The 26,596-nt window shown below is 72.2% G+C and carries 27 protein-coding genes and 1 pseudogene; 16 read left to right on the top strand and 12 right to left on the bottom strand.

Annotated features, from left to right (window positions below):
* Positions 1–91: 91 nt before the first annotated feature.
* Positions 92–922 (bottom strand): DUF1028 domain-containing protein, encoded by an 831-nt coding sequence (locus AB0J74_RS36490; RefSeq protein ID WP_363457063.1) that lies wholly within the window; start codon positions 920–922, stop codon positions 92–94.
* Positions 923–972: 50 nt separating this feature from the next.
* Between AB0J74_RS36490 and AB0J74_RS36485 the strand changes: the two genes are divergently transcribed.
* The 4 genes from AB0J74_RS36485 (at position 973) to AB0J74_RS36470 (ending at position 4,017) form a co-directional block, all read left to right on the top strand.
* On the top strand, positions 973–1,479 hold the full coding sequence (locus tag AB0J74_RS36485; protein ID WP_363457060.1) for a polyadenylate-specific 3'-exoribonuclease AS: 507 nt from the start codon (positions 973–975) through the stop codon (positions 1,477–1,479).
* 173 nt (positions 1,480–1,652) lie between these two features.
* A complete protein-coding gene (locus AB0J74_RS36480) occupies positions 1,653–2,681 on the top strand; it encodes a 6-phosphofructokinase (protein ID WP_363457057.1) in 1,029 nt (342 codons plus the stop codon).
* 31 nt (positions 2,682–2,712) lie between these two features.
* Positions 2,713–3,525: a pyrroline-5-carboxylate reductase gene (gene proC / locus AB0J74_RS36475; protein ID WP_363457054.1), complete on the top strand. Its 813-nt coding sequence runs from the start codon at positions 2,713–2,715 to the stop codon at positions 3,523–3,525.
* A gap of 108 nt (positions 3,526–3,633) precedes the next feature.
* A complete protein-coding gene (locus tag AB0J74_RS36470) occupies positions 3,634–4,017 on the top strand; it encodes a hypothetical protein (RefSeq protein WP_363457051.1) in 384 nt (127 codons plus the stop codon).
* 84 nt (positions 4,018–4,101) lie between these two features.
* On the opposite strand, the gene AB0J74_RS36465 is transcribed toward AB0J74_RS36470, so the two are convergent.
* From AB0J74_RS36465 to AB0J74_RS36450, 4 genes are all read right to left on the bottom strand, one after another.
* Positions 4,102–4,413: a hypothetical protein gene (locus AB0J74_RS36465; RefSeq protein WP_363457048.1), complete on the bottom strand. Its 312-nt coding sequence runs from the start codon at positions 4,411–4,413 to the stop codon at positions 4,102–4,104.
* A 31-nt stretch (positions 4,414–4,444) separates the two neighbouring features.
* Positions 4,445–5,179 (bottom strand): class F sortase, encoded by a 735-nt coding sequence (locus AB0J74_RS36460; RefSeq protein WP_363457045.1) that lies wholly within the window; start codon positions 5,177–5,179, stop codon positions 4,445–4,447.
* Positions 5,180–5,184: 5 nt separating this feature from the next.
* Complete coding sequence (locus AB0J74_RS36455) at positions 5,185–6,051, bottom strand: DUF4397 domain-containing protein (protein WP_363457042.1); 867 nt, start codon at positions 6,049–6,051, stop codon at positions 5,185–5,187.
* A 183-nt stretch (positions 6,052–6,234) separates the two neighbouring features.
* Positions 6,235–6,720 (bottom strand): glutathione peroxidase, encoded by a 486-nt coding sequence (locus tag AB0J74_RS36450; protein ID WP_363457039.1) that lies wholly within the window; start codon positions 6,718–6,720, stop codon positions 6,235–6,237.
* A gap of 125 nt (positions 6,721–6,845) precedes the next feature.
* On the opposite strand from AB0J74_RS36450, the gene AB0J74_RS36445 reads away from it, so the two are divergent.
* The 3 genes from AB0J74_RS36445 (at position 6,846) to AB0J74_RS36435 (ending at position 10,232) form a co-directional block, all read left to right on the top strand.
* Positions 6,846–8,471, top strand: a complete 1,626-nt coding sequence (locus AB0J74_RS36445) for a glycosyl hydrolase family 18 protein (RefSeq protein ID WP_363457036.1) — start codon at positions 6,846–6,848, stop codon at positions 8,469–8,471.
* Positions 8,472–8,598: 127 nt separating this feature from the next.
* Complete coding sequence (locus AB0J74_RS36440) at positions 8,599–9,021, top strand: YciI family protein (RefSeq protein ID WP_363457033.1); 423 nt, start codon at positions 8,599–8,601, stop codon at positions 9,019–9,021.
* Positions 9,021–10,232 carry a DUF6596 domain-containing protein gene (locus tag AB0J74_RS36435; RefSeq protein WP_363457030.1) on the top strand — a complete coding sequence of 404 codons (1,212 nt, stop codon included), beginning with the start codon at positions 9,021–9,023 and terminating at the stop codon, positions 10,230–10,232. Before AB0J74_RS36440 ends, AB0J74_RS36435 begins: the two co-directional genes overlap by 1 nt.
* A 79-nt stretch (positions 10,233–10,311) precedes the next feature.
* Here the strand turns inward: AB0J74_RS36435 and AB0J74_RS36430 are convergent.
* Positions 10,312–10,518, bottom strand: a pseudogene (locus AB0J74_RS36430) (prevent-host-death family protein); the annotation flags it as partial.
* 408 nt (positions 10,519–10,926) lie between these two features.
* On the opposite strand from AB0J74_RS36430, the gene tuf reads away from it, so the two are divergent.
* Entirely contained in the window at positions 10,927–12,111 is a 1,185-nt protein-coding gene (gene tuf, locus AB0J74_RS36425; RefSeq protein WP_363457027.1) for an elongation factor Tu, read from the top strand.
* Positions 12,112–12,134: 23 nt separating this feature from the next.
* On the opposite strand, the gene AB0J74_RS36420 is transcribed toward tuf, so the two are convergent.
* Complete coding sequence (locus AB0J74_RS36420) at positions 12,135–12,782, bottom strand: DUF4389 domain-containing protein (RefSeq protein WP_363457024.1); 648 nt, start codon at positions 12,780–12,782, stop codon at positions 12,135–12,137.
* Between the two features lie 123 nt (positions 12,783–12,905).
* Between AB0J74_RS36420 and AB0J74_RS36415 the strand changes: the two genes are divergently transcribed.
* From AB0J74_RS36415 to AB0J74_RS36400, 4 genes are all read left to right on the top strand, one after another.
* The gene (locus AB0J74_RS36415; protein WP_363457022.1) at positions 12,906–13,397 is read left to right on the top strand and encodes a hypothetical protein; all 492 of its coding nucleotides are present in this window, start codon (positions 12,906–12,908) and stop codon (positions 13,395–13,397) included.
* 24 nt (positions 13,398–13,421) lie between these two features.
* Complete coding sequence (locus AB0J74_RS36410) at positions 13,422–14,828, top strand: class II 3-deoxy-7-phosphoheptulonate synthase (RefSeq protein WP_363457020.1); 1,407 nt, start codon at positions 13,422–13,424, stop codon at positions 14,826–14,828.
* The gene (locus AB0J74_RS36405; RefSeq protein WP_363457019.1) at positions 14,821–15,849 is read left to right on the top strand and encodes a GntG family PLP-dependent aldolase; all 1,029 of its coding nucleotides are present in this window, start codon (positions 14,821–14,823) and stop codon (positions 15,847–15,849) included. The genes AB0J74_RS36410 and AB0J74_RS36405 overlap by 8 nt, the downstream gene beginning before the upstream one ends.
* Before the next feature lie 84 nt (positions 15,850–15,933).
* On the top strand, positions 15,934–17,460 hold the full coding sequence (locus AB0J74_RS36400) for a GGDEF domain-containing protein (protein ID WP_363457017.1): 1,527 nt from the start codon (positions 15,934–15,936) through the stop codon (positions 17,458–17,460).
* Here the strand turns inward: AB0J74_RS36400 and AB0J74_RS36395 are convergent.
* Complete coding sequence (locus AB0J74_RS36395; RefSeq protein WP_363457014.1) at positions 17,447–18,487, bottom strand: winged helix-turn-helix domain-containing protein; 1,041 nt, start codon at positions 18,485–18,487, stop codon at positions 17,447–17,449. The genes AB0J74_RS36400 and AB0J74_RS36395 overlap by 14 nt on opposite strands.
* A 59-nt stretch (positions 18,488–18,546) precedes the next feature.
* On the opposite strand from AB0J74_RS36395, the gene AB0J74_RS36390 reads away from it, so the two are divergent.
* Positions 18,547–19,770 carry an MFS transporter gene (locus AB0J74_RS36390; protein WP_363457011.1) on the top strand — a complete coding sequence of 408 codons (1,224 nt, stop codon included), beginning with the start codon at positions 18,547–18,549 and terminating at the stop codon, positions 19,768–19,770.
* 135 nt (positions 19,771–19,905) lie between these two features.
* Here the strand turns inward: AB0J74_RS36390 and AB0J74_RS36385 are convergent, their stop codons facing one another.
* From AB0J74_RS36385 to AB0J74_RS36375, 3 genes are all read right to left on the bottom strand, one after another.
* Positions 19,906–20,763 (bottom strand): deoxyribonuclease IV, encoded by an 858-nt coding sequence (locus AB0J74_RS36385; RefSeq protein ID WP_363457008.1) that lies wholly within the window; start codon positions 20,761–20,763, stop codon positions 19,906–19,908.
* Complete coding sequence (gene pknB / locus AB0J74_RS36380) at positions 20,754–22,736, bottom strand: Stk1 family PASTA domain-containing Ser/Thr kinase (RefSeq protein WP_363457004.1); 1,983 nt, start codon at positions 22,734–22,736, stop codon at positions 20,754–20,756. The genes AB0J74_RS36385 and pknB overlap by 10 nt, the downstream gene beginning before the upstream one ends.
* 73 nt (positions 22,737–22,809) lie before the next feature.
* Positions 22,810–23,502 carry a hypothetical protein gene (locus AB0J74_RS36375; RefSeq protein WP_363457001.1) on the bottom strand — a complete coding sequence of 231 codons (693 nt, stop codon included), beginning with the start codon at positions 23,500–23,502 and terminating at the stop codon, positions 22,810–22,812.
* A 51-nt stretch (positions 23,503–23,553) separates the two neighbouring features.
* On the opposite strand from AB0J74_RS36375, the gene AB0J74_RS36370 reads away from it, so the two are divergent.
* Genes AB0J74_RS36370 through AB0J74_RS36360 form a run of 3 tightly spaced genes read left to right on the top strand, consistent with a single transcriptional unit; the run spans position 23,554 to position 24,613 of the window.
* Positions 23,554–23,919: an Rv2175c family DNA-binding protein gene (locus AB0J74_RS36370; RefSeq protein ID WP_363456999.1), complete on the top strand. Its 366-nt coding sequence runs from the start codon at positions 23,554–23,556 to the stop codon at positions 23,917–23,919.
* 17 nt (positions 23,920–23,936) lie between these two features.
* Positions 23,937–24,260: a lycopene cyclase domain-containing protein gene (locus tag AB0J74_RS36365; protein WP_363456997.1), complete on the top strand. Its 324-nt coding sequence runs from the start codon at positions 23,937–23,939 to the stop codon at positions 24,258–24,260.
* On the top strand, positions 24,257–24,613 hold the full coding sequence (locus AB0J74_RS36360; RefSeq protein ID WP_363456994.1) for a lycopene cyclase domain-containing protein: 357 nt from the start codon (positions 24,257–24,259) through the stop codon (positions 24,611–24,613). The genes AB0J74_RS36365 and AB0J74_RS36360 overlap by 4 nt, the downstream gene beginning before the upstream one ends.
* On the opposite strand, the gene mptB is transcribed toward AB0J74_RS36360, so the two are convergent.
* On the bottom strand, positions 24,550–26,592 hold the full coding sequence (mptB, locus tag AB0J74_RS36355; RefSeq protein ID WP_363456991.1) for a polyprenol phosphomannose-dependent alpha 1,6 mannosyltransferase MptB: 2,043 nt from the start codon (positions 26,590–26,592) through the stop codon (positions 24,550–24,552). The genes AB0J74_RS36360 and mptB overlap by 64 nt on opposite strands.
* Between the last annotated feature and the right edge of the window lie 4 nt (positions 26,593–26,596).

Genomic DNA, 26,596 nt, shown 5'->3' with positions numbered 1-26,596 from the left:
AGCTCCACTCCACAACCGGAGGCCTTCACCCGTCCAGCAACGTCACACTCCGACGTCACACAACCTCGACCAACCTGCCTGGGCAGTACACCTAGTCGGCCTTGCGCAGGTGCGCGAGCACCAGCGGGTCGATCTTGCCGGGCACGATGCGTTCCTCGAGGTTCTCGACGCCGGCCCAGCTGGCCAGCGCGTCGTCGAGGGTGGCACCCTCGTGGCCGGCGGCGACCAGCCGGCCGCGCACCTCGGCCGCGAGCGCGCCGTCGAGGGCGAGCAGGGTGGCCGGGTCCGGCTTCCCGAAGAGCAACTCGTGCATGTGCAGCAGCCGGGCCATCTCCGGCACCGGCTCGGCGTGGTCGTCGACCCGCAGGTCGACCACCACGTCGCTGGTGCCGCCGTAGCCCTCGCCGCGGGCGACCACCAGCAGCGCCGCGCTCTGCCGGCCGCGCTTGTCGCCGCCCGCCTCGTCGCCGGCCCGCAGCGCCGCGAGCAGCCGCCGGGCCAGCGGCGCGTCCGGGTCGGATGCCAGCCAGGCCTCCCGCATCCGGTCGACCACCTCCGGACCGACCAGGATGTTGCCCTGGATGGCGTACCCGTCGCCGGCGACGCCGCCGGCCCAGTCGTGGCAGTCCGCGCCGGTGTAGGTGGCCCCGGCGCCGGTCGCCCCGACGACGCCGACCTGCCGCTGGGTCCGGCCGTCGTCGGCGGCGGTCAGGCCGGCGACCACTCCGGCCGCGTCCACGCCGGTCCGCAGCAGCGCCAGCGCCTGCGGCCGGTAGGCCAGGTTGGCGTAGGACTGGGTGGCCACGGCGCCGATCTCCGCCTCGGCGGCCGGTACGGCCGCGCCGACCGCGAGGAACTTGCTGGCGACAGCGATGCCGTGGGAGTGCCCGTCGGCCGACCGCGCCACGATCGAAAACGTCATGACCGGGCACGGTAACGAATCTCCGGGTGGATGGGCCAGGATGGAGGTCGATGACCTACCGCTACTTCTACGACTGTGAGTTCATCGAGGACGGCCGCACGGTCGACCTCGTGTCGATCGGTGTTGTCGATGAGCACGGCCGCGAGTTCTACGCCGTGTCCACCGAGTTCGACGACTCGCGGGCCGTGCCCTGGGTACGCCGCAACGTGCTCGACAAGCTGCCGTCCCCGTCCGACAAGGCCTGGCGGTCGCGCGAGCGGATCCGCGACGACCTCTACGAGTTCCTGGTCGCGCCGTTGCGGGCCACCTCCGGCGAGACGCTGGAGCTCTGGGCCTGGTACGCCGCGTACGACCACGTGGTGCTGGCCCAGCTCTGGGGTGCGATGCCGGCCCTGCCGCGGGCGATACCGCGGTTCACCAAGGAGCTCCGGCAGCTCTGGGACGATCTCGGCAAACCGCCCCTACCGGCCGCCGGCTCCGACCAGCACGACGCCCTCGCCGACGCCCGGCACAACCTGGCCCGCTGGAACGCCATGCGGGCGCCCGCCGGACCCTGACCGTTCACCGGGTGGTGGGTGGGTCGCGCTGGTCGGCCCTCCACCCGGCGACTACAGTGCGCATTTGGCGGCCCGCCCCGGGCCGGCAATGACGCCGATGATCGATCCTGGGGCTCTCTGGCCATGTGTGCGCCCTTTGGGGCAAGGATCGCAATCAGGAGGATGAGCAGATCATGCGAATCGGCGTGCTTACCGGCGGCGGTGACTGTCCCGGTCTGAACGCGGTGATCCGGGCGGTCGTCCGCAAGGGCGTCTCCACCTACGGCCACGACTTCGTGGGCTTCCGTGATGGGTGGCGCGGTCCGCTGGAGGGCCTGACCATGCCGCTGGGCATTCCCGAGGTCCGCGGCATCCTGCCGCGTGGCGGCACCATCCTCGGCTCCTCCCGCACCAACCCGTTCAAGATCGAAAACGGCGTCGAGCAGATCAAGAACAACCTGCAGGCGATGGACGTCGACGCGCTGGTCGCGATCGGCGGCGAGGACACCCTCGGTGTCGCGACCAAGCTCGGCGAGCTGGGCGTGCACGTCGTCGGCGTGCCGAAGACGATCGACAACGACCTCAACGCCACCGACTACACCTTCGGCTTCGACACCGCGGTCAACATCGCGATGGAGGCCATCGACCGCCTGCACACCACTGCGGAGAGTCACCACCGCACGCTCGTCGTCGAGGTGATGGGCCGGCACGCCGGCTGGATCGCCCTGCACGCGGGCCTCGCCGGTGGCGCCAACGTGATCCTGCTGCCGGAGCGCAACTTCGACGTCGAGCAGGTCGCGGGCTACGTCGAGAAGCGCTTCCAGCACCAGTACGCGCCGATCGTCGTGGTCGCCGAGGGCGCGCAGCCGCTCGACGGCCAGATGGTGCTGCACAACCAGGAGCTCGACTCGTTCGGCCACGTCCGGCTGGGCGGCATCGGCCAGTGGCTGGCCGAGCAGCTCGAGGCGAAGACCGGCAAGGAGGCCCGCACGGTCGTCCTCGGTCACATCCAGCGCGGCGGCACGCCCACCGCGTTCGACCGGGTCCTCGCCACCCGCCTGGGCCTGCACGCGATCGACGCGGTGCACGACGGCGACTGGGGCAAGATGGTCGCCCTCCAGGGCACCGACGTGGTCCGGGTGCCGCTGGCCGAGGCGACCAAGGAGCTCAAGACCGTGCCGCTGGAGCGCTACACCGAGGCCGAGGTCTTCTTCGGCTCCTGAGCCATCCACGTCGACGAGGGGGCGGGCAGCCATGACGCACAAGACGGTCGCCGTGATCGGCGCGGGCAAGATCGGCGAGCTGATGCTCTCCGGCCTGTTGCGCGCCGGCTGGCCCGTCGACCGGCTGCTCGCCACCTCGCGCCGTGCGGAACGAGCGGACGAACTGCGCCAGCGCTACGGCGTACGCGTGGTCGACAACGTCACCGCGGTGGCCGAGGCCGACGTGCTGGCGATCTCGGTCAAGCCGCAGGACGCGGCCACCCTGCTGGCCGACATCGGCCCGAAGGTGCCGGCCGACAAGCTGGTCATCTCGCTCTGCGCGGGCCTGCCGACCAGCTTCTTCGCCAAGCGGCTGCAGGACGGCGTGCCGATCGTCCGGGTGATGACCAACACCCCGGCGCTGGTCGACGAGGCGATGACGGCGATCTCCGCCGGCCCGCACGCGACCGCCGCGCACCTGAGCCTGGCCGAGGAGATGTTCAAGCCGCTCGGCGTGACCCTGCGGGTGCCGGAGTCGCAGCAGGACGCGGTGACCGCGCTGTCCGGCTCCGGGCCGGCCTACTTCTACCTGCTCGTCGAGGCGATGGTCGACGCCGGCATCCTGCTCGGCCTGCCCCGGCAGGTGGCACACGACCTGATCGTGCAGACCGCGATCGGGTCGGCGGTGATGCTCCGCGACTCCGGGGAGCACCCGGTCAAGCTGCGCGAGGCGGTCACGTCTCCGGCCGGCACCACCATCTCGGCGATCCGCGAGCTGGAGAACCACGGCGTCCGTGCGGCGCTGCTCGCGGCCCTCGAGGCGGCCCGCGACCGGGCGCGTGAACTGGCTGAACAGAACGCCTGAACACTCTTCCGTGTAGATTCATTCACGCGGTCGAGCCTTTCGCGGCCCCGCGGCCGGGCCTTACCGTCATTACAGATGGTGAATCCCCGACTGCGAGGAGGTACGGTCATGCGACGTCTCGCCACCGTTGTCGCCGCGACCGCCGCGGCCCTGTGGGTCGCCGCGCCCGCCTCCGCTTTCGCGCACGCCAACGTCGCCAACCCCTACGCGCACGCGGCCCTCGACGTGCTCACCCTGGCCGTCGTGACCGCCCCGCTGTGGACGGCCTACCTCTGGACGGGTCGCCGGCCGGCGTTGCTGGCGCTGGTCGCGATCGTCCAACTGCCGGCCGCCGTGCTCGGGTTCGCACCGATCCCGGACCCGCGCTGGCACGCCGCCGGCCTGGTCCTCTCGCTCACCCTGACGTTGTTCTCGCTCGTCACCGTGCGGCGGCTCGCCACCGCCCACGCGGGCCCGACCGTCGCGGAACCCGCCGCCGCGCCGGTCGACTAGCCCGGGCCCGGACCCGGTGCCCTTGCCGGGGAACGCCGGCGCCACGTTCGGGGATTCGCGGTCTCCGAGCCGACACCCGTGGCGTCAGCGGGGATAGGGCACCGGGCCCAGGGTGGCCAACAGGTCGCGCACCGCGTCGACGGAGGGGCAGCCCCGGCGCGGTGCGCCCCACCCGTGCGCCCGCGCGTACGCGGTGAACCGGCAGTGCGGCTCGTCCACGTACCCCCAGGCCATGAAGATCTTGATGCCCGCGTAGCGGTAGACGCCGACGGACTCGGTCCGCGTCCCGACCGGGCGGCGGTGGAACGTCGCGTGCAGGCCGGGCATCGGCGTGCCGTCGAGGTCGACGTCGGTCGCCTCCCGGTGCACCTGGAAGCGCGACAGGTCGGGGAGCACGGCCTGATCAACGAGCGCGGCCGGGCGGGCGTCACTGCCAGGCCGTCGGGCCGTCGCCCTTCGTCGGGGGCAGCGCCGGCCGGCGCGCGTCGACCGCGTAGACCACCACGTTGTCGCGGTAGGACCGCTTGTGGCGGTCGAACTCGCCGCCGCAGGTGATCAGGCGCAGCTCGGCGCCCGGGGTGGCGCCGTAGACGCTCGACGTGGGGAAGTCGTTCTTCGGGTAGTGGCCGGTGGCGACGACCCGGAACGGCAGCCACTGGTCGCCCCGGCGGACCTCGACGGTGTCGCCGGGGCGCAGTTCGCGCAGCCGGTAGAAAACGGCCGGGCCCTTGTGCGAGTCGACGTGGCCGGCGATGACCGCGGGGCCGGGCTCGCCGGGCAGGGTGCCCTGCTCATACCAGCCGGCCTTGGCGAAGTCGGCCGGCGCCTCGAGTTCGCCGGTGCTGTCGAGGTCGAGACCGACCAGCTTGGACCGGATGTCGACGCGCGGGATGCGCACCTCTGACGGCGGCGGCAGGGCGGCCAGCGGGTCGACCACCTCGGACAGCTCGACCGGCCGGGCGCAGGTGGTTAGGCAGCCGACGTGCCAGCGCAGCGCGGTCGGCGGCGCCGCCGCGTCGCCCGCGGCCAGGCCGAGCGTCGTGCCGGCCGCCGCGCACAGCGCCAGCGCCGTCGCGGTGAGGCCGACCGTCGTGCGGCGCGCCGGCCGACCCCAGCGGTGCCGGATCACCGCCGAGGCCGGCCGCTCGTCTGTGCTGCTCAAGCTTCTTACCAGGTGCGCCGGGCCCTGCGGCGCAGGCCGACCGCGCCGACGCCGACCAGGGCGGCCAGCACGACCAGGCTCAGGCCGGCGATCAGGGCGATGCTGGTGCGGCTCGTGCCGCCGCCGCCCGTCTCGACGCCGCCGACCGGGGTGATCTCGCCGGCCTTGGCGTCGACCTTGAGGTCGGTGGTGAGCCCGTTCTTGCCGTCGAGCACGAACAGCGAGTAGGTGGTGCCGCCGGCGAGCTTGCAGCTGGCCTTGGTGGCCGAACCGCCCTGCGGCGTCAGGTCGATGGTCCAGTCGCCCGGCTTCACGCCGCGGTAGTCGCTGGTGGTGGCGAACTTGAGCCCGCTGCCGATGTCTTGGCCGCCGGTGGTGCGGATGTCGAGCACCGGCGCCTTGACCGACGCCTGGAGCACCCGGATCTTGGCCTCGTCGGACGGTGGCGCCGAGATGTCGTCGTCGATGACCGACAGGCCGAGGTCGGCGAACCGGCCGGTGCCGGCGACCGTGTGGGCGCTGCCCTCGGTCACCTTGACCTCTTCGGTCAGCACCGGCGGCGACTTGGGGTCGGCGCCCACCTTGCGCATCGACACCGCGTAGGTGCCGGGCTTCATCGACAGATAGTCGGAGACGACGCCGTAGGGCACGGCGTCGAGCTTGATGCCTTTGACCTTGCCGCCGAGGTCGTCGACGTAGACGTCGACCGGCGGGGTGTCGGGGGAGAGGTGGGCGAGGCGCACATAGCCGACGCCGGCCTCGGCGGAGGCCGGCGCGGCGATCGCGGCGGTCAGGCCGGCACCGATCAGGACGGCACCGGCGGCACCGGCCAGCCGGCGTAGCGCGTGGGGGGCAGGACGCGCAGAGGTCATCGAATCTCCTCCTGCGGACGAGGATCGCAGCACGCGAACAGAGTCCCGTCAGTCGGACCGGACCGCAAGGCCTGAAAGGTGGAAAATTCTGACAATGCACAGATCATGTCCGGTCGGGCAGCCGGACCGTCCCCCGTCGGCCCGACTGCCCGCCCGAACGGTGTCCCCCGAGCGGAACTCGCGTCAGGTCAGCTGGCGCTCGATGGCGGCGACCAGTTCCGGCGCGTCCGGGGTGGTCTGCGGGCCGAACCGCGCGGCGACCGTGCCGTCCGGCGCGATCAGGAACTTCTCGAAGTTCCACCGGATGTCGCCGGTGTAGCCATCGGCGTCGGGCGCGTCGACCAGCTTGGCGTAGAGCGGGTGCCGGCCGTCGCCGTTGACCTCGACCTTCTCGGTCAGCGGGAAGGTGACGCCGTAGTTGACCGAGCAGAACTCGGCGATCTCCTCGGCGCTGCCCGGTTCCTGGCCGTGGAACTGGTTGCACGGCACGCCGAGCACGACCAGGCCGCGGTCGCCGTAGGTGTCGTAGAGGTTCTGCAGGCCCGCGTACTGCGGGGTGAGCCCGCACTTCGAGGCCACGTTGACGACGAGCACGGTGCTGCCCGCGTATTGCTTGAGGTCCGCCGGCCCGCCGGCGAGGGAGTCGATGTCGGTGTCGAGCACTGTCATGCGCGCGACGTTACCTCTTCGCGGTTACCAAGAAATCGATACATGCACATCTTGACGAGGTGTTGAGGAGGTGAGTAGCGTCTCCTCAACTATTTGGAAACTTTCCTAACTAAAGGGAGCGTCCTATGAGAACCTCGGTGCGCCGGGCCCTCTGGGCCGGCGCCGCAGCGGTGGTGGTCGCGGCCGCAATCCCGGTCGCCGCCGCGTTCGGCGCCGGCACGGTCACCACGACATTCGCCGCGAGTTCCGACTGGGGTAGCGGCCACGAGGTGCGGGTGACCGTGGCCAACGGCTCCACCGCGACGCTGTCCACCTGGCGGATCGAGTTCGACCTGCCCGCCGGCACGACGATGAGCAGCTTCTGGGACGCCGACGTGGTGCGCACCAACAACCACTACGTCGCCACGCCGAAGAGCTGGATGGGTCCGCTCGCCGCGGGCGCGTCGGTGAGCTGGGGGTACGTCGGCACCGGGGCCTACAAGGCACCGCAGAACTGCACGATCAACGGCGCGTCCTGCTCGGGCGGCACGACGCCGACCAACCCGCCGACGGGGAACCCGACGAACCCGCCGACCGGCAACCCGACCAACCCGCCCACCGGCAACCCGACGAACCCGCCGACCAACCCGCCGACCGGCGGCAAGAAGTTGGTCGGCTACTTCGCCGACTGGGGCGTCTACGCCCGTAACTACCACGTCAAGAACATCGCCACGAGCGGCTCGGCGGCGAAGCTGACGCACATCCTCTACGCGTTCGCCAACACCACGGGCGGCCGGTGCTCGATCGGCGACTCCTACGCCGACTACGACAAGGCCTACACCGCCGCGGACAGCGTCGACGGCGTCGCCGACACCTGGGACCAGCCGCTGCGCGGCAACTTCAACCAACTGCGCAAGCTCAAGCGGATGTACCCGCACCTCAAGGTGATCTACTCGATCGGCGGCTGGACCTGGTCGGGCGGCTTCACCCAGGCGGCGCAGAACCCGGCCGCGTTCGCCGAGTCCTGCTACCAGCTGGTCGAGGACCCGCGCTGGGCCGACGTCTTCGACGGCATCGACATCGACTGGGAATACCCCAACGCCTGCGGTCTGTCCTGTGACGCCAGCGGGCCCAACGCCTTCAAGAACGTGATGGCCGCGCTGCGGTCCCGGTTCGGCTCGTCGGCCCTGGTCACCGCCGCGATCACGGCCGACGGCAGCGCCGGCGGCAAGATCGACGCGACCGACTACGCGGGCGCCGCCAACAGCGTCAACTGGTTCATGCCGATGACCTACGACTTCTTCGGCGCGTTCGCCCCGCAGGGCCCGACGGCCCCGCACTCGCCGCTGACCTCGTACACCGGGATTCCGACCCAGGGTTTCAACTCCGACGCGGCGATCCAGAAGCTCAAGAGCAAGGGCATCCCGGCGAGCAAGCTGCTGCTCGGCATCGGCTTCTACGGCCGGGGCTGGACCGGGGTGACCCAGGAGGCGCCCGGCGGCAGCGCGACCGGCGCGGCGCCGGGCACCTACGAAGCGGGCATCGAGGACTACAAGGTGCTCAAGAACACCTGCCCGGCAAACCGGACTATCGCCGGTACGGCGTACGCCAAGTGCGGCAGCAACTGGTGGAGCTACGACACCCCCGCCACCATCGGCGGCAAGATGTCGTACGCCAACGGCCAGGGTCTCGGCGGCGGCTTCTTCTGGGAGCTGTCCGGCGACACCGGCAACGGCGAGCTGATCTCGGCGATGAAGAACGGCCTGGGGTAACCCCGCGCCGACGCAACACCCCACGAAGGGAGCGGAGGGCCGGTCGACGGCCCTCCGCTTCTTTTTCTGTTGGAGGATGTCCGGAGCGGATCCCGGGCGTCGACGTTCCAGGTGAAGGGAGATGGTGATGATGAAATACATGATCATGTTGGCCGGCTCGCAGCGCGACTTCGACATGCTGACCGGCACCAGCACCGACGGCACCGCCTGGACCCCGGACGACCTCGCGGCGCTGCACGAGTTCATGACCAAGTGGAACGACGAGCTGGTCGAGTCCGGCGAGTTCGTCGACGGGCAGGGCCTGGCCGCGCCGGTGCACACCCGCCGGGTGTCGCTGCGCGATGGGGTGCCGGTGGTCACCGACGGGCCGTACGCGGAGACCCAGGAAGTGCTCGCCGGCTACACGATCGTCGAGTGTGCGAGCTTCGACCGGGCCACCGAGATCGCCGCGAAGCTGGCCGACACACCGCACCCGGCCGGCGCCCAACTCGCCAACGAGTGGTACGTCGACGTGCGCCCGATCGCCGGAGCGCCCGAATTCGGCGACTGATGCCGAGGTCGGCGGGAGAGGACCTGCTGCGCGAGTTGGCGCCGCAGGTCCTCGGCGCGCTGGTGCGCCGCTACGGCCACTTCGACACGGCCGAGGACGCGGTGCAGGAGGCGCTGCTGGCCGCGGCGCGGCAGTGGCCGGTCGACGGGGTGCCGGACAACCCGCGGGCCTGGCTGATCCGGGTCGCCGCCCGCCGCCTGACCGACCTGGTCCGCGCCGACCAGGCCCGTCGCCGCCGCGAGGACACGGTGGCCGCATGGCCGGTGCCCTCGCCCGGTGCCGCGACCGACGACTCGCTGGTGCTGCTGTTCATGTGTTGCCATCCCGCGCTGTCGGTGGCCTCGCAGATCGCGCTGACGCTGCGCGCGGTCGGCGGCCTGACCACGGCCGAGGTGGCGAGGGCTTTCCTGGTGCCGGAAGACACGATGACCCGCCGGATCACCCGGGCGAAGCGGACCATCAAGGACAGCGGCGTCCCGTTCGGCCTGCCCGCGCCACCGGCCCGGACCGCCCGCCTGGCCGCTGTCCTGCACGTGCTCTACCTGGTCTTCAACGAGGGTTACGTCGGCACGGCGGGCCCGTCGTTGCAGCGGGTCGAGTTGTCGACCGAGGCGATCCGGCTGGCCCGCCTCGTGCACCGCCTGCTCCCCGACGACACCGAGGCGACCGGTCTGCTGGCGCTGATGCTGCTCACCGACGCCCGCCGGGCGGCCCGCACCGCCCGCGACGGCACGCCCGTGCCGATGGCCGAGCAGGACCGTTCACTGTGGAACCGGGCGCAGATCGCCGAGGGCGTCGCCCTGATCTCGTCGGCGCTGCCTCGCGGTTCGGCGGGCCCCTACCAGATCCAGGCCGCGATCGCCGCGCTGCACGACGAGGCGGAGCGACCGGAGGACACCGACTGGCCCCAGATCACGCTGCTGTACGAGGTGTTGCTCGGCCTGGCCGACAATCCGCTGGTGGCCCTCAACCACGCGGTCGCGGTCGCGATGGTGCACGGCCCGGCGGCCGGCCTGGCCCTGCTCGACCCGCTAGGCAAGGACGACCGCCTGGCCGCCGACCACCGCTGGCATACGGCCCGCGCCCACCTCCTGGAGCTGGCCGGCGACCGCGAGGCGGCTCGCGAGGCCTACCTGACCGCGGCGACCAGGACGATGAGCCAACCCCAACAGCGCTACCTGCACACCCGAGCCGCCCGCCTCGCGAACTAGTTCCGGGCTACGGCGAGCCGATCGGAGGAACATCACCGTGTATGGGCTGGGCCGCTCGGGCGTGCCGCCGTCCGGCCGCTCAGCCAGTGGCGGCATCGGGCCGGCCTTCTCGACGGCGGTCGAGCTCGGCTCGGACCTCGTCTGCTGAGAACGTATCGCCGGATACGAAATCCTCCCGCGACTGCCGGAGGTCGGCGAGAGCCTCGTCGTCCGAGAGCAGATCCAGCGTCTCGCGCATGGACTCATATTCAGCAACCGAGATCAGCATCACGTCAGCTCGGCCGTTGGGGTGGCCTTAAAGGTGGTCAATGTCAGGCGGCCGCACCGTATGCCGGGAAACGGCCGCGGAATACGTTCGACGGCGCGGGCGTTCGTCCGTACCGTGATGGTCATGTTCTTCAGCAGCCCCGTGCGGCCCGCAGGTTTCCTCCTGCCGTGTGCCGCCGACGGCGCTGATCTCTGACCCTTCCTCGCAGCAGCAGAACCCGCGGGGAGGGGTTGGTCCCGGCCCGGTTCTGGCGCGGAGTTTCTTTCTGTCATTCAAGGCCCACGCGGCCCCGACGCGGGGTGGCGCCCGCCCGCGCACGACCAAATCGGCCCGAAGGGCCGTGGGTTCGCCATGCCGACTGATGGTCCAGGCGTCGGTAGCGAACCCTGCCCTCCTTTCATCCAGTTCAGGAGGACTGAGAACAGCATGGCGAAGACGCAGTTCCTGCGCACCAAGCCACACCTCAACATCGGCACGATGGGGCACGTCGACCACGGCAAGACGACCCTGACCGCCGCGATCACCAAGGTCCTCGCCGAGGCCGACCCGGCAACCAACCGGTTCGTCTCCTTCGACGGGATCGACCGGGCTCCGGAGGAGATCGTCCGGGGCATCACGATCAACATCGCGCACGTCGAGTACGAGACCGCGACCCGGCACTACGCGCACGTCGACATGCCCGGCCACGCCGACTACGTGAAGAACATGATCACCGGCGCGGCCCAGGTCGACGGCGCGATCCTGGTCGTGTCCGCCCTCGACGGCGCGATGCCGCAGACCCGGGAGCACGTGCTGCTCGCGCGAAGGGTCGGCGTGCCGCACCTCGTCGTGGCGCTCAACAAGGCCGACGCGGTCGACGACCCCGAGCTGCTCGACCTGGTCGAGCTCGAGATCGGCGAACTGCTGGCCGAGTACGGCTTCCCGGCCGACACGCCGATCGTGCGGGTTTCCGCGCTCAGGGCACTGGAGGGCGATCCGCGCTGGACGGCGTCCATCGTGGAGCTGCTCGACACGGTCGACCGGTACGTGCCGGTGCCGCCGCGGGCGGTCGACGAGCCGTTCCTGATGGCGATCGAGAGCGTACTGACCATCTCCGGCCGGGGCACCGTGGTCACCGGGGCGATCGAGCGCGGCACGCTGCGGGTCGGCGAGCAGGTCGAGGTCGTCGGCCTCGGCGAGACGCTCACGACCGTGGCGACCGGGCTGGAGACGTTCGGCAAGTCGCTTCCGTCGGCGCAGGCCGGCGACAACGCGGCGATCCTGCTCCGCGGCGTCAAGCGCGACCAGGTGCAGCGCGGCCAGGTCGTGGCGGCGCCCGGCTCGGTGACGCCGCACCGCCGGTTCGCGGCGCGGCTGCACGCGCTCAGCGCCGACGAGGGTGGGCGGCACACGCCGTTCGTCGCCAACTACCGGCCCCAGTTCTACTTCCGGACCACCGACGTGGCCGGTGCGATCGAGCTGGGGGACGGCATCGACATGGTCATGCCCGGTGACACGGTCGACCTGACCGTCGAGCTGGCCCGGCCGGTCGCGATGCACGTCGGCCTCGGCTTCGCCGTCCGCGAGGGCGGCCGGACCGTCGCCGCCGGCACGGTGACCGCCATCGGTTGAGGCCGACGCCGTTCCGCCTGGGCCTACGGGTCCAGGCGGAACGGCGGATACCGGTCGGTGACCAGCGTGAACGCGTACGCGACGACCCGGTTGTGCCAGCGCAGCACGCCCTCGACGAAGTCGAACAGCGGGCGCGGGTAGCGGCCGGTGAACAGGATCGCGAACCAGGTGATGACCACGACCACCACGCTGGCGATGTGCAGGAAGAACAGCACGATGTAGTGGGGGATCGCGAGCAGCCACTTGACGATCGGCAGGAAGCGGTTGAGCGTCCCGCCCGGGTACGCGTAGTCGAGCCGCACCGACTGGTGGTCGTCGGTCGACGGGTACCGGTCGTCCATCAGCACGAAGTACGCCGTCACCCGGTTGGCGAACCGCTGCAGTTCCAGGTTCCAGTCGAACCACCAGCGCGGGTACTTCTTCCGGAACAGGATCATCAGCAGCGGCCCGAAGAACAGCACCCCGCCGAATCCGGCCGCGACGTCGGTGGCGTGACCGCCGTTGTCGCCGCCCCACCGGCCCCAGTCCGCGCCGCCGCTGTAGACGGTGCCCAGCACGATCGCGATCGGTATCGTCGTGAAGAGACGGAAGAAGCTGGTGAGCCGGTTGAGTGGCCGGTCCGGATAGTCGACGGCGAACTTCACCGGGTACGCCGGACCGCTCGGTTGCATCGGCTCGTCCCCTCGTACGCGGAAAATTCCCTTATATCCATCTTGCGGGGTTTCTCCGGCTTCGGGGCGCGAATCCGGCAGGGGAACGCGGGCCGGCCCCAACATGTGCCAGACTCACGAACCGTGTTGTTCCGACGTCGCGCACTGGCCGTCGCGGCCCTGACCGTCGCCCTCGCGGCGCCCCTCGGCGGCTGCTCGATCGCCGACAAGATCGTCGGGGAAGACCCGAAGCCGATCGACGAGAGCCCGCAGAAGGCGCGCGAGAAGGTCGAGGCCTACCTGGCCGCGATGGTCAAGCGCGACGCGGCCGCCGGGCGCAAGCAACTCTGCCCCACGCTGGCCGGCACGTTCGACAAGACCGCCGCGGGCGAGGGCGGCGACTTCTACAAGAAGACCAAGGTGTCCGGTCCGGTGGTGACCGACGTGCGGGCCGACGCCAGCGGCCAGAAGGTGACCGCCGCGATGCTGGTCACCTTCTCCGGCAAGAAACCGGTGCCGCTGGGTGTCGGCTTCCTGGTGACCAACATCGATACCGGCTGGTGCATCGCCGGTGAGGACCCGGCCGTAGTGCTCCCGTCGATGCCGTCCACCGCAAGCCCCACGCCTTCCCAGTGACCGGACAGCCGTAGTCTTGCGGGCATGCGCCAAGAGTGGCATCAGCTGAGCTACCCGGGGGTCGCGACCCTCGGTCCACAGACCTCCCGACCGGCCGCCGACTCGGCCGAAGACCAGGCGCTCGGCCTCGACCGGTGGCGTGAGCTTCCCCGCGACCAGATGCCGCCCTGGCCCGACCCGAAGGTCGTCACCGAGGTCTGCCAGGTGCTCGACAACGTGCCGTCGGTGGTCGCGCCCTACGAGGTCGACCAGCTCCGCGAGCGGCTCGCGCTGGTCTGCGACGGCCAGGCGTTCCTGCTCCAGGGCGGCGACTGCGCCGAGACGTTCGACTCCAACACCGAGAGCCACCTGCTGGCCAACGCCCGCACGCTGCTCCAGATGGCGGTCGTGCTGACCTACGGCGCCTCGCTGCCGGTGGTCAAGGTGGCCCGGGTCGCCGGGCAATACACCAAGCCCCGCTCGTCGGCGACCGACGCGCTCGGCCTGCCGACCTACCGCGGCGACATGATCAACTCGCTGGAGACCACCCCCGAGGCACGGGTCGCCGACCCGCAGCGGATGATCCGGGCCTACGCCAACTCCGCGGCGGCGATGAACATGCTCCGGGCCTACCTCGCCGGCGGCCTGGCCGACCTGCACGCCGTACACGACTGGAACAAGGGTTTCGTCCGTGACTCGCCGGCCGGCGAGCGTTACGAGGCGATCGCCCGCGAGATCGACCGGGCGCTCGCGTTCATCCGGGCCTGCGGGATGACCGACGACGAGGCGCTGCGCACGGTCACCCTCTACTGCTCCCACGAGGCGCTCGCGCTGGAATACGACCGCGCGCTGACCCGGGTCTCCGACGGCAAGGCCTACGGCCTTTCCGGGCATTTCCTGTGGATCGGCGAGCGCACCCGCCGCCTCGACGGCGCCCACGTCGACTTCCTGTCGCGGGTGGTCAACCCGATCGGCGTCAAGCTCGGCCCGACCACGACGCCGGAGCAGGCGATCGAGTTGTGCGAGAAGCTCAACCCCGACAACGTGCCGGGCCGTCTGACGCTGGTCTCCCGGATGGGCAATCACCGGGTACGCGACGCGTTGGCCCCGATCGTCGAGAAGGTCACCGCGGCCGGCGCCAAGGTGGTCTGGCAGTGCGACCCGATGCACGGCAACACGCACGAGTCGTCCAACGGCTACAAGACCCGCCACTTCGACCGGATCGTCGACGAGGTGCTCGGCTACTTCGAGGTGCACCGCGGGCTCGGCACCCACCCGGGCGGCATGCACGTGGAGTTGACCGGCGAAGACGTGACCGAATGCCTGGGCGGCGCCCAGGGCATCGAAGACCTCGACCTGCCCGGCCGCTACGAGACGGCCTGTGACCCCCGGCTCAACACCCAGCAGTCGCTGGAGTTGGCCTTCCTCGTCGCGGAGATGCTGCGTGGCTGAGTTCGTGGACCTGCGGTCCGACACCGTTACCCAACCGACCGAGGGCATGCGTGCCGCGATGATGTCGGCGCCCCTCGGCGACGACGTCTACGGCGAAGACCCGACGGTCAACGCGCTGGAGGCCTCGGTCGCCGCGCTGTTCGGCCACGAGGCGGCGCTGTTCGCACCGTCCGGGTCGATGGCCAACCAGATCGCCATCCAGCTGTCCGTGCCGCCCGGCGAGGAGTTGCTCTGCGACGCCGACGCCCACGTGGTCACCTACGAGGTCGGCGCGGCGGCCGCGATCGGCGGCGTCTCGACCCGCACCTGGGCGCCGGCCGGCGCCGACGTCGACCCCGACGTGGTGGTCGACATGATCCGCCCGGCCGGCTATCACGCGGTGCCCACCCGGGCGGTCGCCGTCGAGCAGACCCACAACCGCGGCGGTGGTGGGGTGATCCCGTTGCCGGTCTTGGAAACGCTGCGCGCGGCGACCACGTCGGCCGGTGTCGCCCTGCACTGCGACGGGGCCCGGATCTGGCACGCGCACGTGGCCGACGCGGTGCCGCTCGCCTCTTACGGCGCGCTCTTCGACACCATCTCGGTCTGCCTCTCCAAGGGCCTGGGCGCCCCGGTCGGGTCGCTGGTCGTCTCCTCGGCGGCCAACATCGAGCGGGCCCGGGTGATCCGCAAGCGGATGGGCGGCGGCATGCGCCAGGCCGGCGTCCTGGCCGCGGCCGGCGCGTACGCGCTGGAGCACCACATCCCCCGGTTGGCCGACGACCACGCGAAGGCCGCCCGGCTGGCGGAGGCGCTGGCCCCGTTCGGTGTGGTGGCCGGTGCCGTCCGCACCAACCTCGTCCCGCTCGACCTGCGCAAGTCGTCGATCGATGCGCACGCGCTCTCCGCGGCCGCCCGCGAGCGCGGCATCCTCGTGTCGGTTCTCGGCCCGCGGGTGGCCCGGCTGGTCACCCACATGGATGTCGACGACGCCGCGATCGACCGTGCGGTCAGCGTGCTGCCAGAAATCTTTCGCCGCTGACAGGATCGCGTGCTTTGCTGAGTAGTTGAGCCCCGACCGGCCGACCGGCCGGATGGGGGACGTAACTGGTCAGCGGGGGTTGTGATGACCACCACGGGCCCCCGGCACTGGCCGGTCTGGGCCTTTCTCGCGGCCGGGGGCGCGCTGGTCGGCACCGCCGCGCTCCTGGCGGCCCCCGTCTACACGGCCGTGGTGGCAGCCGTCGCGTTCGTGGTCGCCGTCACCATGCTGGTGGTCCGCCGCCCGCCCCGGCTCGCGGCATGGTCGACGCTGACCTTGACGTCGGGTTCGGTCGCCGTCTCCCGGGTGTGGTCCGCCGTCGCCGGCCGGCCCGTGGTCGCCGACCGCGGCCTGGCCACCGGCGACATCCGGGCGATCGTGCTCTACCCGACGCTGGCGGTGGGGCTGCTGTTGCTGGGCGGCACCGGCGCGGTCGCGCACCTGGCCGACACCCTGGACGCCTCGGTGGTCATCCTCGGCGTCTTCGTCCTCCTGTGGCTGTTCCTGTTGCACGGAAACATGGCGCCGGCCGGCTCCCGCCTGGTGATCGCGTCGCTGCGCCCGATCGGCCTGGCGGTGGTGATCGGGATGCTGTTCCGGCTCCTGTTCATGGTCGGCCCGCGGGCGCCCACCATCCGCTTCGTGTCGGTCGGCGTCGGCACGGCGATGCTCGGCTCGCTGGCGCTGATCGGCCACTCCGTCGGCTATCCGGTCGACGGCCGGGTCAACGGCACGGGCGTGTTCTTCACCGGGTACGCCCTGCTGCTGGCGGCCGCCCTCCTGCACCCCTCGGCCGGGTCCCCGTTGCCGGTCCGGGATCGCGGCGCACCGTCGGGCCGGTTGAGCCGCGGCCGGGCCGCGATGTTCGTCGGACTCACCCTGCTGGGCCCGCTGGCCTGGCTGCTCGCCGCCACCATCGGTCGTTTCAACCCCGGTTCGCCCGCCGACTTCGGCCTGGTGGTCCTGGCCGGCGGCCTGATCTCGCTGTTGCTCCTGTGGCGCTTGTCGCTGGTCGCCCGGGTGGCCGATCGCCGGGCCGGCCAGCTCGGGGAGGCGGTCAGCGAGCTGCAGGGTTTGCAGGCCGAGTTCGCCTACCGGGCCGCGCACGATCCGCTCACCGGGCTGGCCAACCGGTCCGTTCTGGACGAACGGCTGGGTTCGTTGCCGCACGACCGGCCCTACGCCCTGCTGCTGATCGACCTCGACGGCTTCAAGGAGATCAATGACTCGCTCGGCCATCCCACCGGTGACGAGCTGCTGGTGTCCATCGGGGAGCGGCTGACCTCGCTGGCGCCGGCCGACAGCACGCTGGTCCGGCTCGGCGGGGACGAGTTCGCCATGCTGCTCCCGGACACGCGGGAGCAGGCGGCGATGGCCTTCGGCACCGCGGTGTGCACGGAGTTGCGTGCGCCGTATCCGTCGGCGTTCGGGCCGCTCACGGTGAGCGCCAGCGTCGGGGTGACGGCGCGCGAGCTGCCGGCGCGGGGGCCAGGAGAGGTGCTGCGGGAGGCTGATCTCGCCCTCTACGCGGCCAAGGCGGCCGGCAAGGACCGGGTGGCGGCCTACCGTGTCGGCCTCTCCCCGCGCGGCCGGCAGGTCAGGCCGGGTTGACGCCGGGCACCGGGGGCCGCGTGTCGGTCGCGGGATCCGGTTGGCGGCCCTGGGTCGGGTCGAGCAGGGCCAGCAGGTCGGTGCCGCGGTCGGTCAGGCGGTAGACGACCGCGCGGCCGACCCGGGCGCCCGTCACGATGCCGGCCTCGCGCAGGACGGCCAGGTGGGTGCTGACGGTGCCGAGGGAGACGTCGAGGGCGTACCCGAGCTGGGTGCTGGTCGCCGCCTGCCGCAGTTCGCGGACCACCCGGGCGCGGCCGGGTCCGAGCAGGGTGGCGAGCGGGTCGGCGGCCGCCGCGGTGACCGGCGCGGCCGGGCCGCGGACCGGGTAGACCAGCGCGTAGAGCGGCGGCCGTTCGCAGGTCCACGAACCGATCGGGCCGGTCTTGGGCACGAAGACCAGACCCTCGTCGGCGATCCAGCGGTCGGGATAGTCCTGGTCGCTGAAGCGGATCGCGTCGTCGCCGACCCACTCCGAGCGGGGGGTCATCGTGCGGACGGCCTCCTTCCAGCCGTAGGCGGCCAGCAGCCCGGCCCGGTGCATGATGTCGCGTTCCAGCAGGGCCCGGCGGCGCGGCCAGTCCGGGGCGACGTAGCGCCGCCAGCCCTCGGCGAGCACCGCGGCGATCCGCGCGGACAGGTCCGCCGTGGTCAGCCAGGCGGTGTCCTGCGGCAGCCAGCTCGCGGCGACGGCATCGGCGATGGTGGTGCGGGTCTCGGTGTCGGAGAACGCGGCGACCTGGGCGAGTTCGTCGGCCAGCCGGGTCGAGGTGCCGCCTGCCGGCGGGACGGCGACCAGGTCGGGCAGCCACTTCGTCGCGGCGACGAGCGACATCAGCCCGGTGGCGACGGGGTCGTCGGCCAGCCAGGAGCGGTAGTCGGCGTGGTGGCGGTCGTACCACGTGCGCAGCCAGGGTTCGGGTGCCGCGCGTTGCAGCGTGATCAGCGAGCTGAGCGTCTCGGCGAGCGGTGAGATCGCGAAGCGGCAGCGCGACAGGGCGGTGGGGGTGAGCCGGAGCAGGGTCATCGTTGCGCCTTTCGCCGCAAGGTTAGCGGGCGGCACCGCCGAGCCGGCAGGCTCCCCGGGTGCTCCTCGTCCCGCCGTTCCGCTCGTTCTACCTCGGCCGACTGGTGTCGCTCGCGGGCAGCGCGATGACCCCGGTCGCACTGGCGTTCGCGGTCCTCGACGCCAGTGGCCGACCCGGCGACCTCGGCGTCGTGCTGGCCTGCCAGTTGGTGCCGCACCTCGCGCTGCTGCTGGTCGGTGGCGCGGTCGCCGACCGGTGGCCGCGCCGGCTGGTGCTGGTCGCGGCCAACCTGGGCGCCGGGCTGACCCAGGGCGCGATCGCGCTGGTGCTGATCGGCGGGGCCTACCGGCTCTGGCTCGTGGCGGGGCTGGCGCTGGCCAACGGCGCGATCGAGGCGTTCACCTCGCCGGCGCTGCGCGGGATCGTGCCCGAACTGGTCGCGCGCGACAACCTCCAACGCGTCAACTCACTGCTCTCGGCGACCGGCAGCGCGGTGAAGATCGTTGGGCCGACCGTGGCCGGGCTGGTGGTCGTCGCGGTCGGCGGTGGGTGGGCGATCGCGGTCGACGCGGTCAGTTTCGTCGCCGCGGCGGCCTTCCTGGCCCGGTTGCCGCGGATCAGCCCGGCACCGGCCGCGCGGGCCGGCCTGCTGCGCGACATCCGCGACGGCGGGCGGGTGTTCTTCGCGATCCCGTGGGTGTGGCCGGTGGCACTGGCGTACGCCGTGATCAATCTGGTCAACGTCGGACCGTGGCAGATCCTCGGGCCGGCGCTGACCCGGGCCCGCTCCGGCGAGGCGACCTGGGGCGTCGTGCTGAGCGTGCGCGCCGTCGGCCTGCTGCTGATGAGCGTGCTCATGTACCGGCTGTCGGTGCGCCACCCGCTGCGCTTCGGCCGGCTGGCCGGTGCGCTCGGCGCCTGCTCGCTGATCGCGCTCGGCCTCGGTTTCGACCCGGTCTGGCTGGCGGCGTCCGCGTTCCTCGGCGGCGTGGGCTTCGCGGCGTCCGGGATCACCTGGGAGAGCGCGGTGCAACGGCACGTGGACGCGACCCACCTCGGGCGGGTTTCCTCGATCGACGACCTGCTGTCGTTCTCGGCCATCCCGCTCGGCCAGTTGCTGGTCGGGCCGGCGGCCGCGGCCTTTGGTGGTGCACGGGTGGCGCTGGCCTGCGGTATCACCTTCGCGGTGGCCGCGTTGGCACCGCTGGGGGTCCGGGCGGTGCGCTCGCTACCGGGAGCGCCGCGACCGATCGCGGAGCCGGAGGCGGCACCGGCCTCGTGATCCGCGGCTGCCGTTCGCGGGCGCCAGCTTCGTGGTTTGCCGCGGCCGATCGCGGAGCCGGAGGCGGCACCGGCCTCGTGATCCGCGGCCGCGCCACCTGACCGGTCCGCGCCGGGATGGGCGTCGCGGCGCGGGTCAGGCGAGCAGGGCGCGCAGGGTGGCGATGTCGGCGGCGTGGCCTTCGTGGGCCTTGCCCGAGGGTGTTTCCACGATCACCGGCAGGCCGGCGGTGGACGGATGCCGGAGCAGTTCCGCGAAGGCGGCCGTGCCGATCGTGCCCTGGCCGATCGTCTCGTGGCGGTCGCGCAGGGAGCCGCAGGTGTCCTTGGAGTCGTTGGCGTGCACGAGCTTGAGCCGGCCCGCGCCGACCGTCGCGGTGAGCAGGTCCAACGTCGCGGTCATGCCGCCCGGCGTGGCCAGGTCGTGGCCGGCCGCCCAGGCGTGGCAGGTGTCGAAGCAGACGCCGAGCCGCGGGTGCCAGTCGACCGCGTCGAAGTAGGCCGCCAGGTGCTCGACCTTCGAGGCCAGCGAGCGGCCGCCGCCGGCACTCGGTTCGACCAGCAGCAGCGGGGCGTCGTCGCGGTCGAGCAGGGGCAGCAGCGCCTCGCGGACCTGCTTGAGCGCGGCGTCGTAGTGTGCGGGGTCGACCGCGCTGCCGGCGTGGAAGACGACCGCGCGGGCGCCGATCGACGTGCCGCGGGTCAGCGAGTGCGCCAGCGTCGCCGTCGAGCGTTCGACCGTCCCGGCGGTCGGGGAGCCGAGGTTGACCAGCAGCGAGGAGTGCACGTACACCGGGATGTCCCGCTCCGCGCAGCCCTCGCGGAAGAGCGCGTCCTGCGCCGGGTCACCGGGCGGCAGCGCCCAGCCGCGCGAGTTCGATACGTAGACCTGGGTCGCACCGGAGCCGGCCGCGTCGATGTAGGGCAGCGCGGTCTTCGCGATGCCCCCGGCGGTCGGTGTGTGCGAACCCAGCGGGCGGTCGGTCAGTTGCAAAAGAGGACGACCTGGCTCTGCGGCGCGACCGGCGTGTTCTCGTTGGGGTTCTGCGCGAACACCGTGCCGTTGGGGTTGAGCTGCGGGTTGGCCTGCAGGCCCATGCCCTGGAGCGCGAGCACCGCCTGCTGGCAGGGCTGGCCGATCAGCCGCGGCACGACCACCTGCGGCGGGCCCTCGCTGACTTCGAGCTCGACCTTCGCGCCCTTCTCGACACCGGCGCCGTCGTTGGGGGTCTGCTTGGTGACCGTGTCGCGCGGCTGGTCGGAGGCCTTGTAGGCGATCAGCGGCTCGAGCCCGAGCGCGACGAGTTCGTTGCGGGCGTCGTTGACGTTCTTGCCCACCACCCGCGGCACGGTCAGCGGCGCCTTGCCCTTGCTGACGAAGACGGTGGCCTTGTCGCCGGGCTTGGTCTCGGTGCCGACCGGCGGGTCGACCGCGATCACGACACCCTTGGGCAGGTTGTCGTCGTAGCGGTCGGGGCCCTTGGTCACCTGCAGCTTGTTCTCTTCGAGCTGAGCCCTGGCCAGGTCGAGGGTCATGCCGGTCACGTCGGGCACGGTGTAGCGCTCGGCACCCAGCGAGAGCACCAGCGTGATGGTCCCGCCCTTGAGGATCCGCCCGGCCGCCGGCGGGTCCTGGGCGAGCACGACGTCTTTGTCGACCTTCTCGTCGAACCGCCCCGGGCCGAACGTGATGCTGAAACCGCCGCGGGTCGCCTGCTCCTGGGCCGCGGCCTTGGTCATCGCGGTGAGCTGCGGCGCGACCGTGTAGCGGCCCATCCCGAACCACCAGCCGCCGATCGCGGCGACCAGGCCGATCACGACGATCGCCGCGGCCACTGCCATCCGGCCGTTGGGGTGCGCCATCACCATGCGGTAGCGCTCGGCGATCGCGGAACCCCGCCCGCCGTGGCCGTCGTCGTAGTCGTCGTAAGGGTCGGGCTCGGCCCGGCGCCGGCCGGCCTGCGCCGGCGGCTCGGCCTGCCCGGGCAGGCGCGCCCAGGACGGCCGCGCCGGCTCCGCGATGACGCGGGGGATGACTTCGGTACGCGGTGAGACCTGCCGCAGCACGGCCGTGTTGGCGTTGGCCGCGCCGAGGTCGTCGCGGGCGTTCTGGACCTCGGAGAGGAACGCGCCCGCGTCGGTCGGGCGGGCCTGCGGGTCGCGCCGGGTGGCCCGGGCGACCAACTCGTCGACCACCGGCGGGATGCCGGGCACCAGCGACGACGGCGCCGGGACGTCGCGGTCGACGTGTTGCCAGGCGACCTCGACCGGCTGCGCGCCGTCGTAGGGGACCCGGCCGGTGAGCATCTCGAACAGCACGATGCCGGCCGAGTAGACGTCGCTACGCGGGTCGGCGCGGCCGTCGGTGACCAGTTCCGGCGCGACGTAGGCGACGGTGGCCATCAACTGGCCGCCGTCGGCGTCGGTGGCGCTGGCCTCGACCGCGCGGGCCAGGCCGAAGTCGGCCACCTTGACCACGCTGTCGACCAGGTCGCCGGGGCCGCCGCTGGGCGCCTCGGCGACCAGCACGTTCTCGGGTTTGACGTCGCGGTGCACCAGGCCGGCGCGGTGGGCGCCGAAGATCGCGGCGAGCATCTGCTCGAGGATCGCGAGGGCCTCGCCCGGGTTGAGCCGCCGCCGCTGTGCCAGCACCTCGCGCAGCGTGTGGCCGCGCACGTATTCCATGACCAGGTAGGGCAGCCCGTTGTGGTGACCCTGGTCGTAGACCGCGACCACGTTGGGGTGGGTCAGCCGGGCGATCGTCTTGGCCTCGTCGGTGAACCGCTCGAGGAACTGCGGGTCGCGGGCCTGCGCCGGATGAATGATCTTGAGTGCGACGGTGCGCTCGAGGCGTTCGTCGGTCGCCGTGTACACGGTCGCCATGCCGCCACGGGCCACCCGGCCACGGATGCGGTAACGCCCGTCGACCAGGGTGCCCAAGAGCGAGTCAGCGACCTGGATGTCCATCGGCAGGCAGTCTATGTGCCCATCCCGCGAGTGCGACACAGCCGTGCCGGCAACTTCGTCGGTAAGCCCGCCTTCACGGGGTTTCGTCCTGGTCAGGGCGGTGGTGCCGGTGCCGGCGCCGGCCCTCGTCGTGCTGGTCGTCACCGTCCGGGGTGGCCGTGGCGGTCGGGCCGGGGTCCGGTGTGGCCGTCGGCGACCCGCCCGGGTCGGTCGTCGGGGTCGCCGTCGGTGCCGGCGTGGGCGGGGTGCCGGGCGGATCCGGGGAGTCCTCGGGCACGGGTGCGCCCGGTTGCTGCCTCGGTCCCGGCGCGCCGCCGAGGGCGCCCGGGACACCGCCGCGCGTATCCGATGGATCCGATCCGCCCGTTCCGGCCCGGCGGCCGGCCGCGGTGAGTGGCCCACCCTGGCGGGCGATCCGGACGGTTGTCTTCTTGCCGGCCTCCGCCTCCGCCGCCGACCGCTGGCCGGTGCCGGCGGCGCCGGCGATCACCGGTTTGGGTGATTCCGCGGCGCTGGCGTCGGTCTCCAGCAGCGCGCCGAGGCCGCTGACGACGGCGAAGTAAGTGGCGGCCGCGCCGGCCAGGCTGGCCATCGCGAAGGCGCCGGTCGCGACGAGCCGGCGCGGCGGGCGGGCGTGCTCGGTGAAGATCAACTGGGTGGTTTCCTCGCCGTCGGCGCGGCGGCGTGGCCGGACGCGGGCGAGGTCGTACTGGACCGAACGCCACGCGCCCACGAGTTCCTTGCGCAGAGCCCGCCAGGTCGTCACGGTGCAGATCCCTTCGATACCCCATACCGGGTGGTTCAGTGGTGTCACGCCATGCCGGCGTGGCAATGTGAGCGGGTGACCGAAACCGTTCCCGCTCAGTGGCTGCCGTTGCCCGACGTGGCGGAGCGCCTCGACGTGTCGATCAGCAAGGTGCACCAGATGGTCCGCGACGGCTCGCTGCTCGCGGTCCGGCGCGAAGGCGTCCTGCGGGTGCCGGCCGAGCTCGTGGCCAACCGCACCGTGCTCAAGCACCTGCCGGGCGTCATCACGTTGCTGCACGACGCTGGGTACAACGACGAAGAGTGCCTGCGGTGGCTCTACGAGCCTGACGAGACGCTGCCCGGCCTGCCCGCGGTGGCCCTCGGCGGCGACCAGGCCACCGAGGTGAAGCGCCGGGCCCAGGCGCTGGGCTTCTAGGTGCCGGGCTTCTAGCCTTGCGCTTCCTCTACCTGGCGGTCCTGCTGGGCTGCCTGGCCGGTGCGCTGTGGCTCGAGCCGGCGCTGCGGGTCAACGTCCTGCGCCGCTGGCGCCGCCTGCTGCTCACCGTGCTGCCGGTGATGGCGGTCTTCGCCGCCTGGGACATCGCGGCGATCGCGGCCGGCCACTGGTCGTTCGACCCGCGGCAGACGACGGGCATCCTGCTGCCGGGCCGCCTTCCGCTCGACGAGTTGCTCTTCTTCCTCGTCGTGCCGCTGTGCGCGATCCTCGGCTTCGAGGCGGTCCGCGCCGTCACCCGGCTGCCAGCGGGAGACGAGTGACCTACACGGCGGCCGCGTTGCTGGGCGTGCTCGGTGCGCTCGCGTTCGACCTGTTCGTGGTGCGCACCAGACTGGTGCTGCGACCACTCTTCTGGGCGACGTACCCGATCATCCTGTTCTTCCAGTTGCTGTCCAACGGAGTGCTGACTGGGCGCGACATCGTCCGCTACGACCCGGCCGCGATCGTCGGGGTGCGTCTGGTGTACGCGCCCGTCGAGGACCTGTTCTTCGGGTTCGCGCTGGTGTTGCTGACGCTCTCGTCGTGGGTGTTCTGGGGGCGGGCCGGTGTTCAGCGGTCGCCTCGGGCCGGGGAGGGTTCCTCGCGGTTGCTGCGGTGGCTCCGGAAGCGGTAGGCGACGGCGACGACGATCGCCACGTCGAGGATGGCGCCGGGAAGTTTGGTCAGGACCGGCAGGCCCAGGCCGTTGGGCAGGACCAGCGCTGTGATCGCGATGGCGGTCGCGGCCAGGGCGGTCCGGGTCCTGCCGGGCGGGGTCGCGCAGGCGAGCACGGCCAGCGGGGCGATCGCGTACCAGGGGTAGAAGACCGGAAGCAGGACCGCGGCCGCGGCCAGCGTCCACCCGGCGGCGGCCACAATCTGACGGCGGTCGGTGGTCGGCGCTTCTGGCTCGTCATTGGTCGCTGCGGTCGCTGCATTGGCTGGGGCGGCCTCGGTGGCCGCGGTCGCCGCGGTCGCCGCGGTCGCTGCGGCCGCTGGGGTCGCTGGGGTGGCTTGCGTGGCCTGCGTGGCCTGCGTGGCCTGCGTGGCTGGGGTGGCTTCGATGGCCGGGGTCGCCGCGGTCGCCGCGGTCGCTGCGGTCGCTGGGGTGGCTTGCGTGGCTGGGGTGGCGTCGGTGGCTGTGGTCGCTGGGGTGGCTTGCGTGGCTTGCGTGGCTTGCGTGGCTAGCGTGGCTGGGGTGGCCTCGGTGGCTGTGGTTGCTGGGGTGGCTTCGCGCGCGGTGAGGTGGTGGCGGGGGCTGGCGCCGGTCATCGGTGCTGGAGCCGACCGCGGATCCGCCGCGTCGTGACCGACGGATCCCACGGGGAGCGGTCCGATGCCTGTTCCGTCCGAGCCGCTTGTGATGCGGAGTGTCGCCTGAAGGGCGCGCCAGCAGAGGCCCAGGCCGATCGCGACCAGCGCGACGACGCCGCAGACGCGGGCGACCAGGACCGCCGTGTCGACTCCGTCGGGCCAGCCGGCCGCCCGCAGGACGTAGCCGGCGGCCATGCCGATGCCGGTCGGTAGCGACGTCCACTGCACCAGGCTGCCGGTATCCGAGAGGGCGCCGAACCAGCCGAGATCAAGGCCCGTGGCCAGGCTGGCGGCCGCGAAGACGAGCGTGCCGGTCGCGGTGACGACCAGCGCGGCCAGCGCGATCGTGGTCGTTGCCCGGCGGCTTGTAAGCCGTCCCGCGACGAGCAGGATCACGAACGGCAGCGCGATGATCGCGGTGACCTTGACCGCGACGGCGAGCCCGATGAACGCCCCGGCCGCGACCGCCGCCGGCCACGGCGAGCTTTCCGGAGGCCCCGATGGCACCCCGCGACGGTTCGGGGACTGCTCCCCGGTTGTTCGCTGGCGAGCGTTCGCGCTGGTGGCGACCGCCAGCGCGGCCACCGTCAGGCCGGCCGTGAGGGCGTCGTTGTGCGCACCCGAGACCAGGTGGACCGCGACGAGCGGCGACAGGAGAGCGAGCCAGCGCGCGGCGGCCGGCGCGATCCCGGCGGCGGTGGCCAACCGCCCGGCGTAGACCGCGATCAGCACCCCGCCGACCAGGGCGACGATCCGCAGCACGGTGACCGCCGCGATCAGTTGGTGCCCGGCCGGCCCGCCGACCGCCCGGCCGACCGCGGCGGCGGCGCCGGACAGAGCGACCCCGACCGGCCCGTACGGCGCCGGCGTGTGCTGCCACAGGTCCGGCACCGAACCGGCCCAAGAACAACCGCCGTCCATGGCACCGACCGCGTAAGGGTCGGCTCCGGCGTTCCAGATCTGGCCCTGGCAGGCGTAGGAGTAGACGTCGCGGCTGGCCAGCGGCGGCGCGAGCAGCAGCGGCAGCGCCCAGAGCGCGCCTGTCACGATCAACCAGCGGCCGCTGACGCCGTCGAGCCGCTTGCCGAGCCGCCACCAGGCGCCGGACAGGATCGTGAGCCCGACCACCCAGCCGGCCAGCCCCAGCCAGAACGCGGCCGCCGGAGTGCCGGCACCACGAAGGCCCGCGCCGGGGTCCCGCCCCGGCAACGAACCCGCTCCGTACGCCCCGGCGGCGACAACGGCGACCCCGACAAGCCCGGTGACGCGCAGACCCCACGGGCTGTCCAGGCCACGCACGTCG

The organism is Asanoa sp. NPDC049573 (genome assembly GCF_040676615.1).
Classification (GTDB): domain Bacteria; phylum Actinomycetota; class Actinomycetes; order Mycobacteriales; family Micromonosporaceae; genus Asanoa.
Note: the sequence above shows the minus strand (reverse complement) of the source record. Positions and strands in the feature narration are given on the sequence as shown.

Excerpts from the sequence above, each read along its gene's own strand:
- AB0J74_RS36490 (WP_363457063.1), bottom strand. The coding sequence starts at position 922 with ATGACGTTTTCGATCGTGGCGCGGTCGGCCGACGGGCACTCCCACGGC.
- AB0J74_RS36485 (WP_363457060.1), top strand. The coding sequence starts at position 973 with ATGACCTACCGCTACTTCTACGACTGTGAGTTCATCGAGGACGGCCGC.
- AB0J74_RS36480 (WP_363457057.1), top strand. The coding sequence starts at position 1,653 with ATGCGAATCGGCGTGCTTACCGGCGGCGGTGACTGTCCCGGTCTGAAC.
- proC (WP_363457054.1), top strand. The coding sequence starts at position 2,713 with ATGACGCACAAGACGGTCGCCGTGATCGGCGCGGGCAAGATCGGCGAG.
- AB0J74_RS36470 (WP_363457051.1), top strand. The coding sequence starts at position 3,634 with ATGCGACGTCTCGCCACCGTTGTCGCCGCGACCGCCGCGGCCCTGTGG.
- AB0J74_RS36455 (WP_363457042.1), bottom strand. The coding sequence starts at position 6,051 with ATGACCTCTGCGCGTCCTGCCCCCCACGCGCTACGCCGGCTGGCCGGT.
- AB0J74_RS36450 (WP_363457039.1), bottom strand. The coding sequence starts at position 6,720 with ATGACAGTGCTCGACACCGACATCGACTCCCTCGCCGGCGGGCCGGCG.
- AB0J74_RS36445 (WP_363457036.1), top strand. The coding sequence starts at position 6,846 with ATGAGAACCTCGGTGCGCCGGGCCCTCTGGGCCGGCGCCGCAGCGGTG.
- AB0J74_RS36440 (WP_363457033.1), top strand. The coding sequence starts at position 8,599 with ATGATGAAATACATGATCATGTTGGCCGGCTCGCAGCGCGACTTCGAC.
- AB0J74_RS36435 (WP_363457030.1), top strand. The coding sequence starts at position 9,021 with ATGCCGAGGTCGGCGGGAGAGGACCTGCTGCGCGAGTTGGCGCCGCAG.
- tuf (WP_363457027.1), top strand. The coding sequence starts at position 10,927 with ATGGCGAAGACGCAGTTCCTGCGCACCAAGCCACACCTCAACATCGGC.
- AB0J74_RS36420 (WP_363457024.1), bottom strand. The coding sequence starts at position 12,782 with ATGCAACCGAGCGGTCCGGCGTACCCGGTGAAGTTCGCCGTCGACTAT.
- AB0J74_RS36410 (WP_363457020.1), top strand. The coding sequence starts at position 13,422 with ATGCGCCAAGAGTGGCATCAGCTGAGCTACCCGGGGGTCGCGACCCTC.
- AB0J74_RS36400 (WP_363457017.1), top strand. The coding sequence starts at position 15,934 with ATGACCACCACGGGCCCCCGGCACTGGCCGGTCTGGGCCTTTCTCGCG.
- AB0J74_RS36395 (WP_363457014.1), bottom strand. The coding sequence starts at position 18,487 with ATGACCCTGCTCCGGCTCACCCCCACCGCCCTGTCGCGCTGCCGCTTC.
- pknB (WP_363457004.1), bottom strand. The coding sequence starts at position 22,736 with ATGGACATCCAGGTCGCTGACTCGCTCTTGGGCACCCTGGTCGACGGG.
- AB0J74_RS36370 (WP_363456999.1), top strand. The coding sequence starts at position 23,554 with ATGCCGGCGTGGCAATGTGAGCGGGTGACCGAAACCGTTCCCGCTCAG.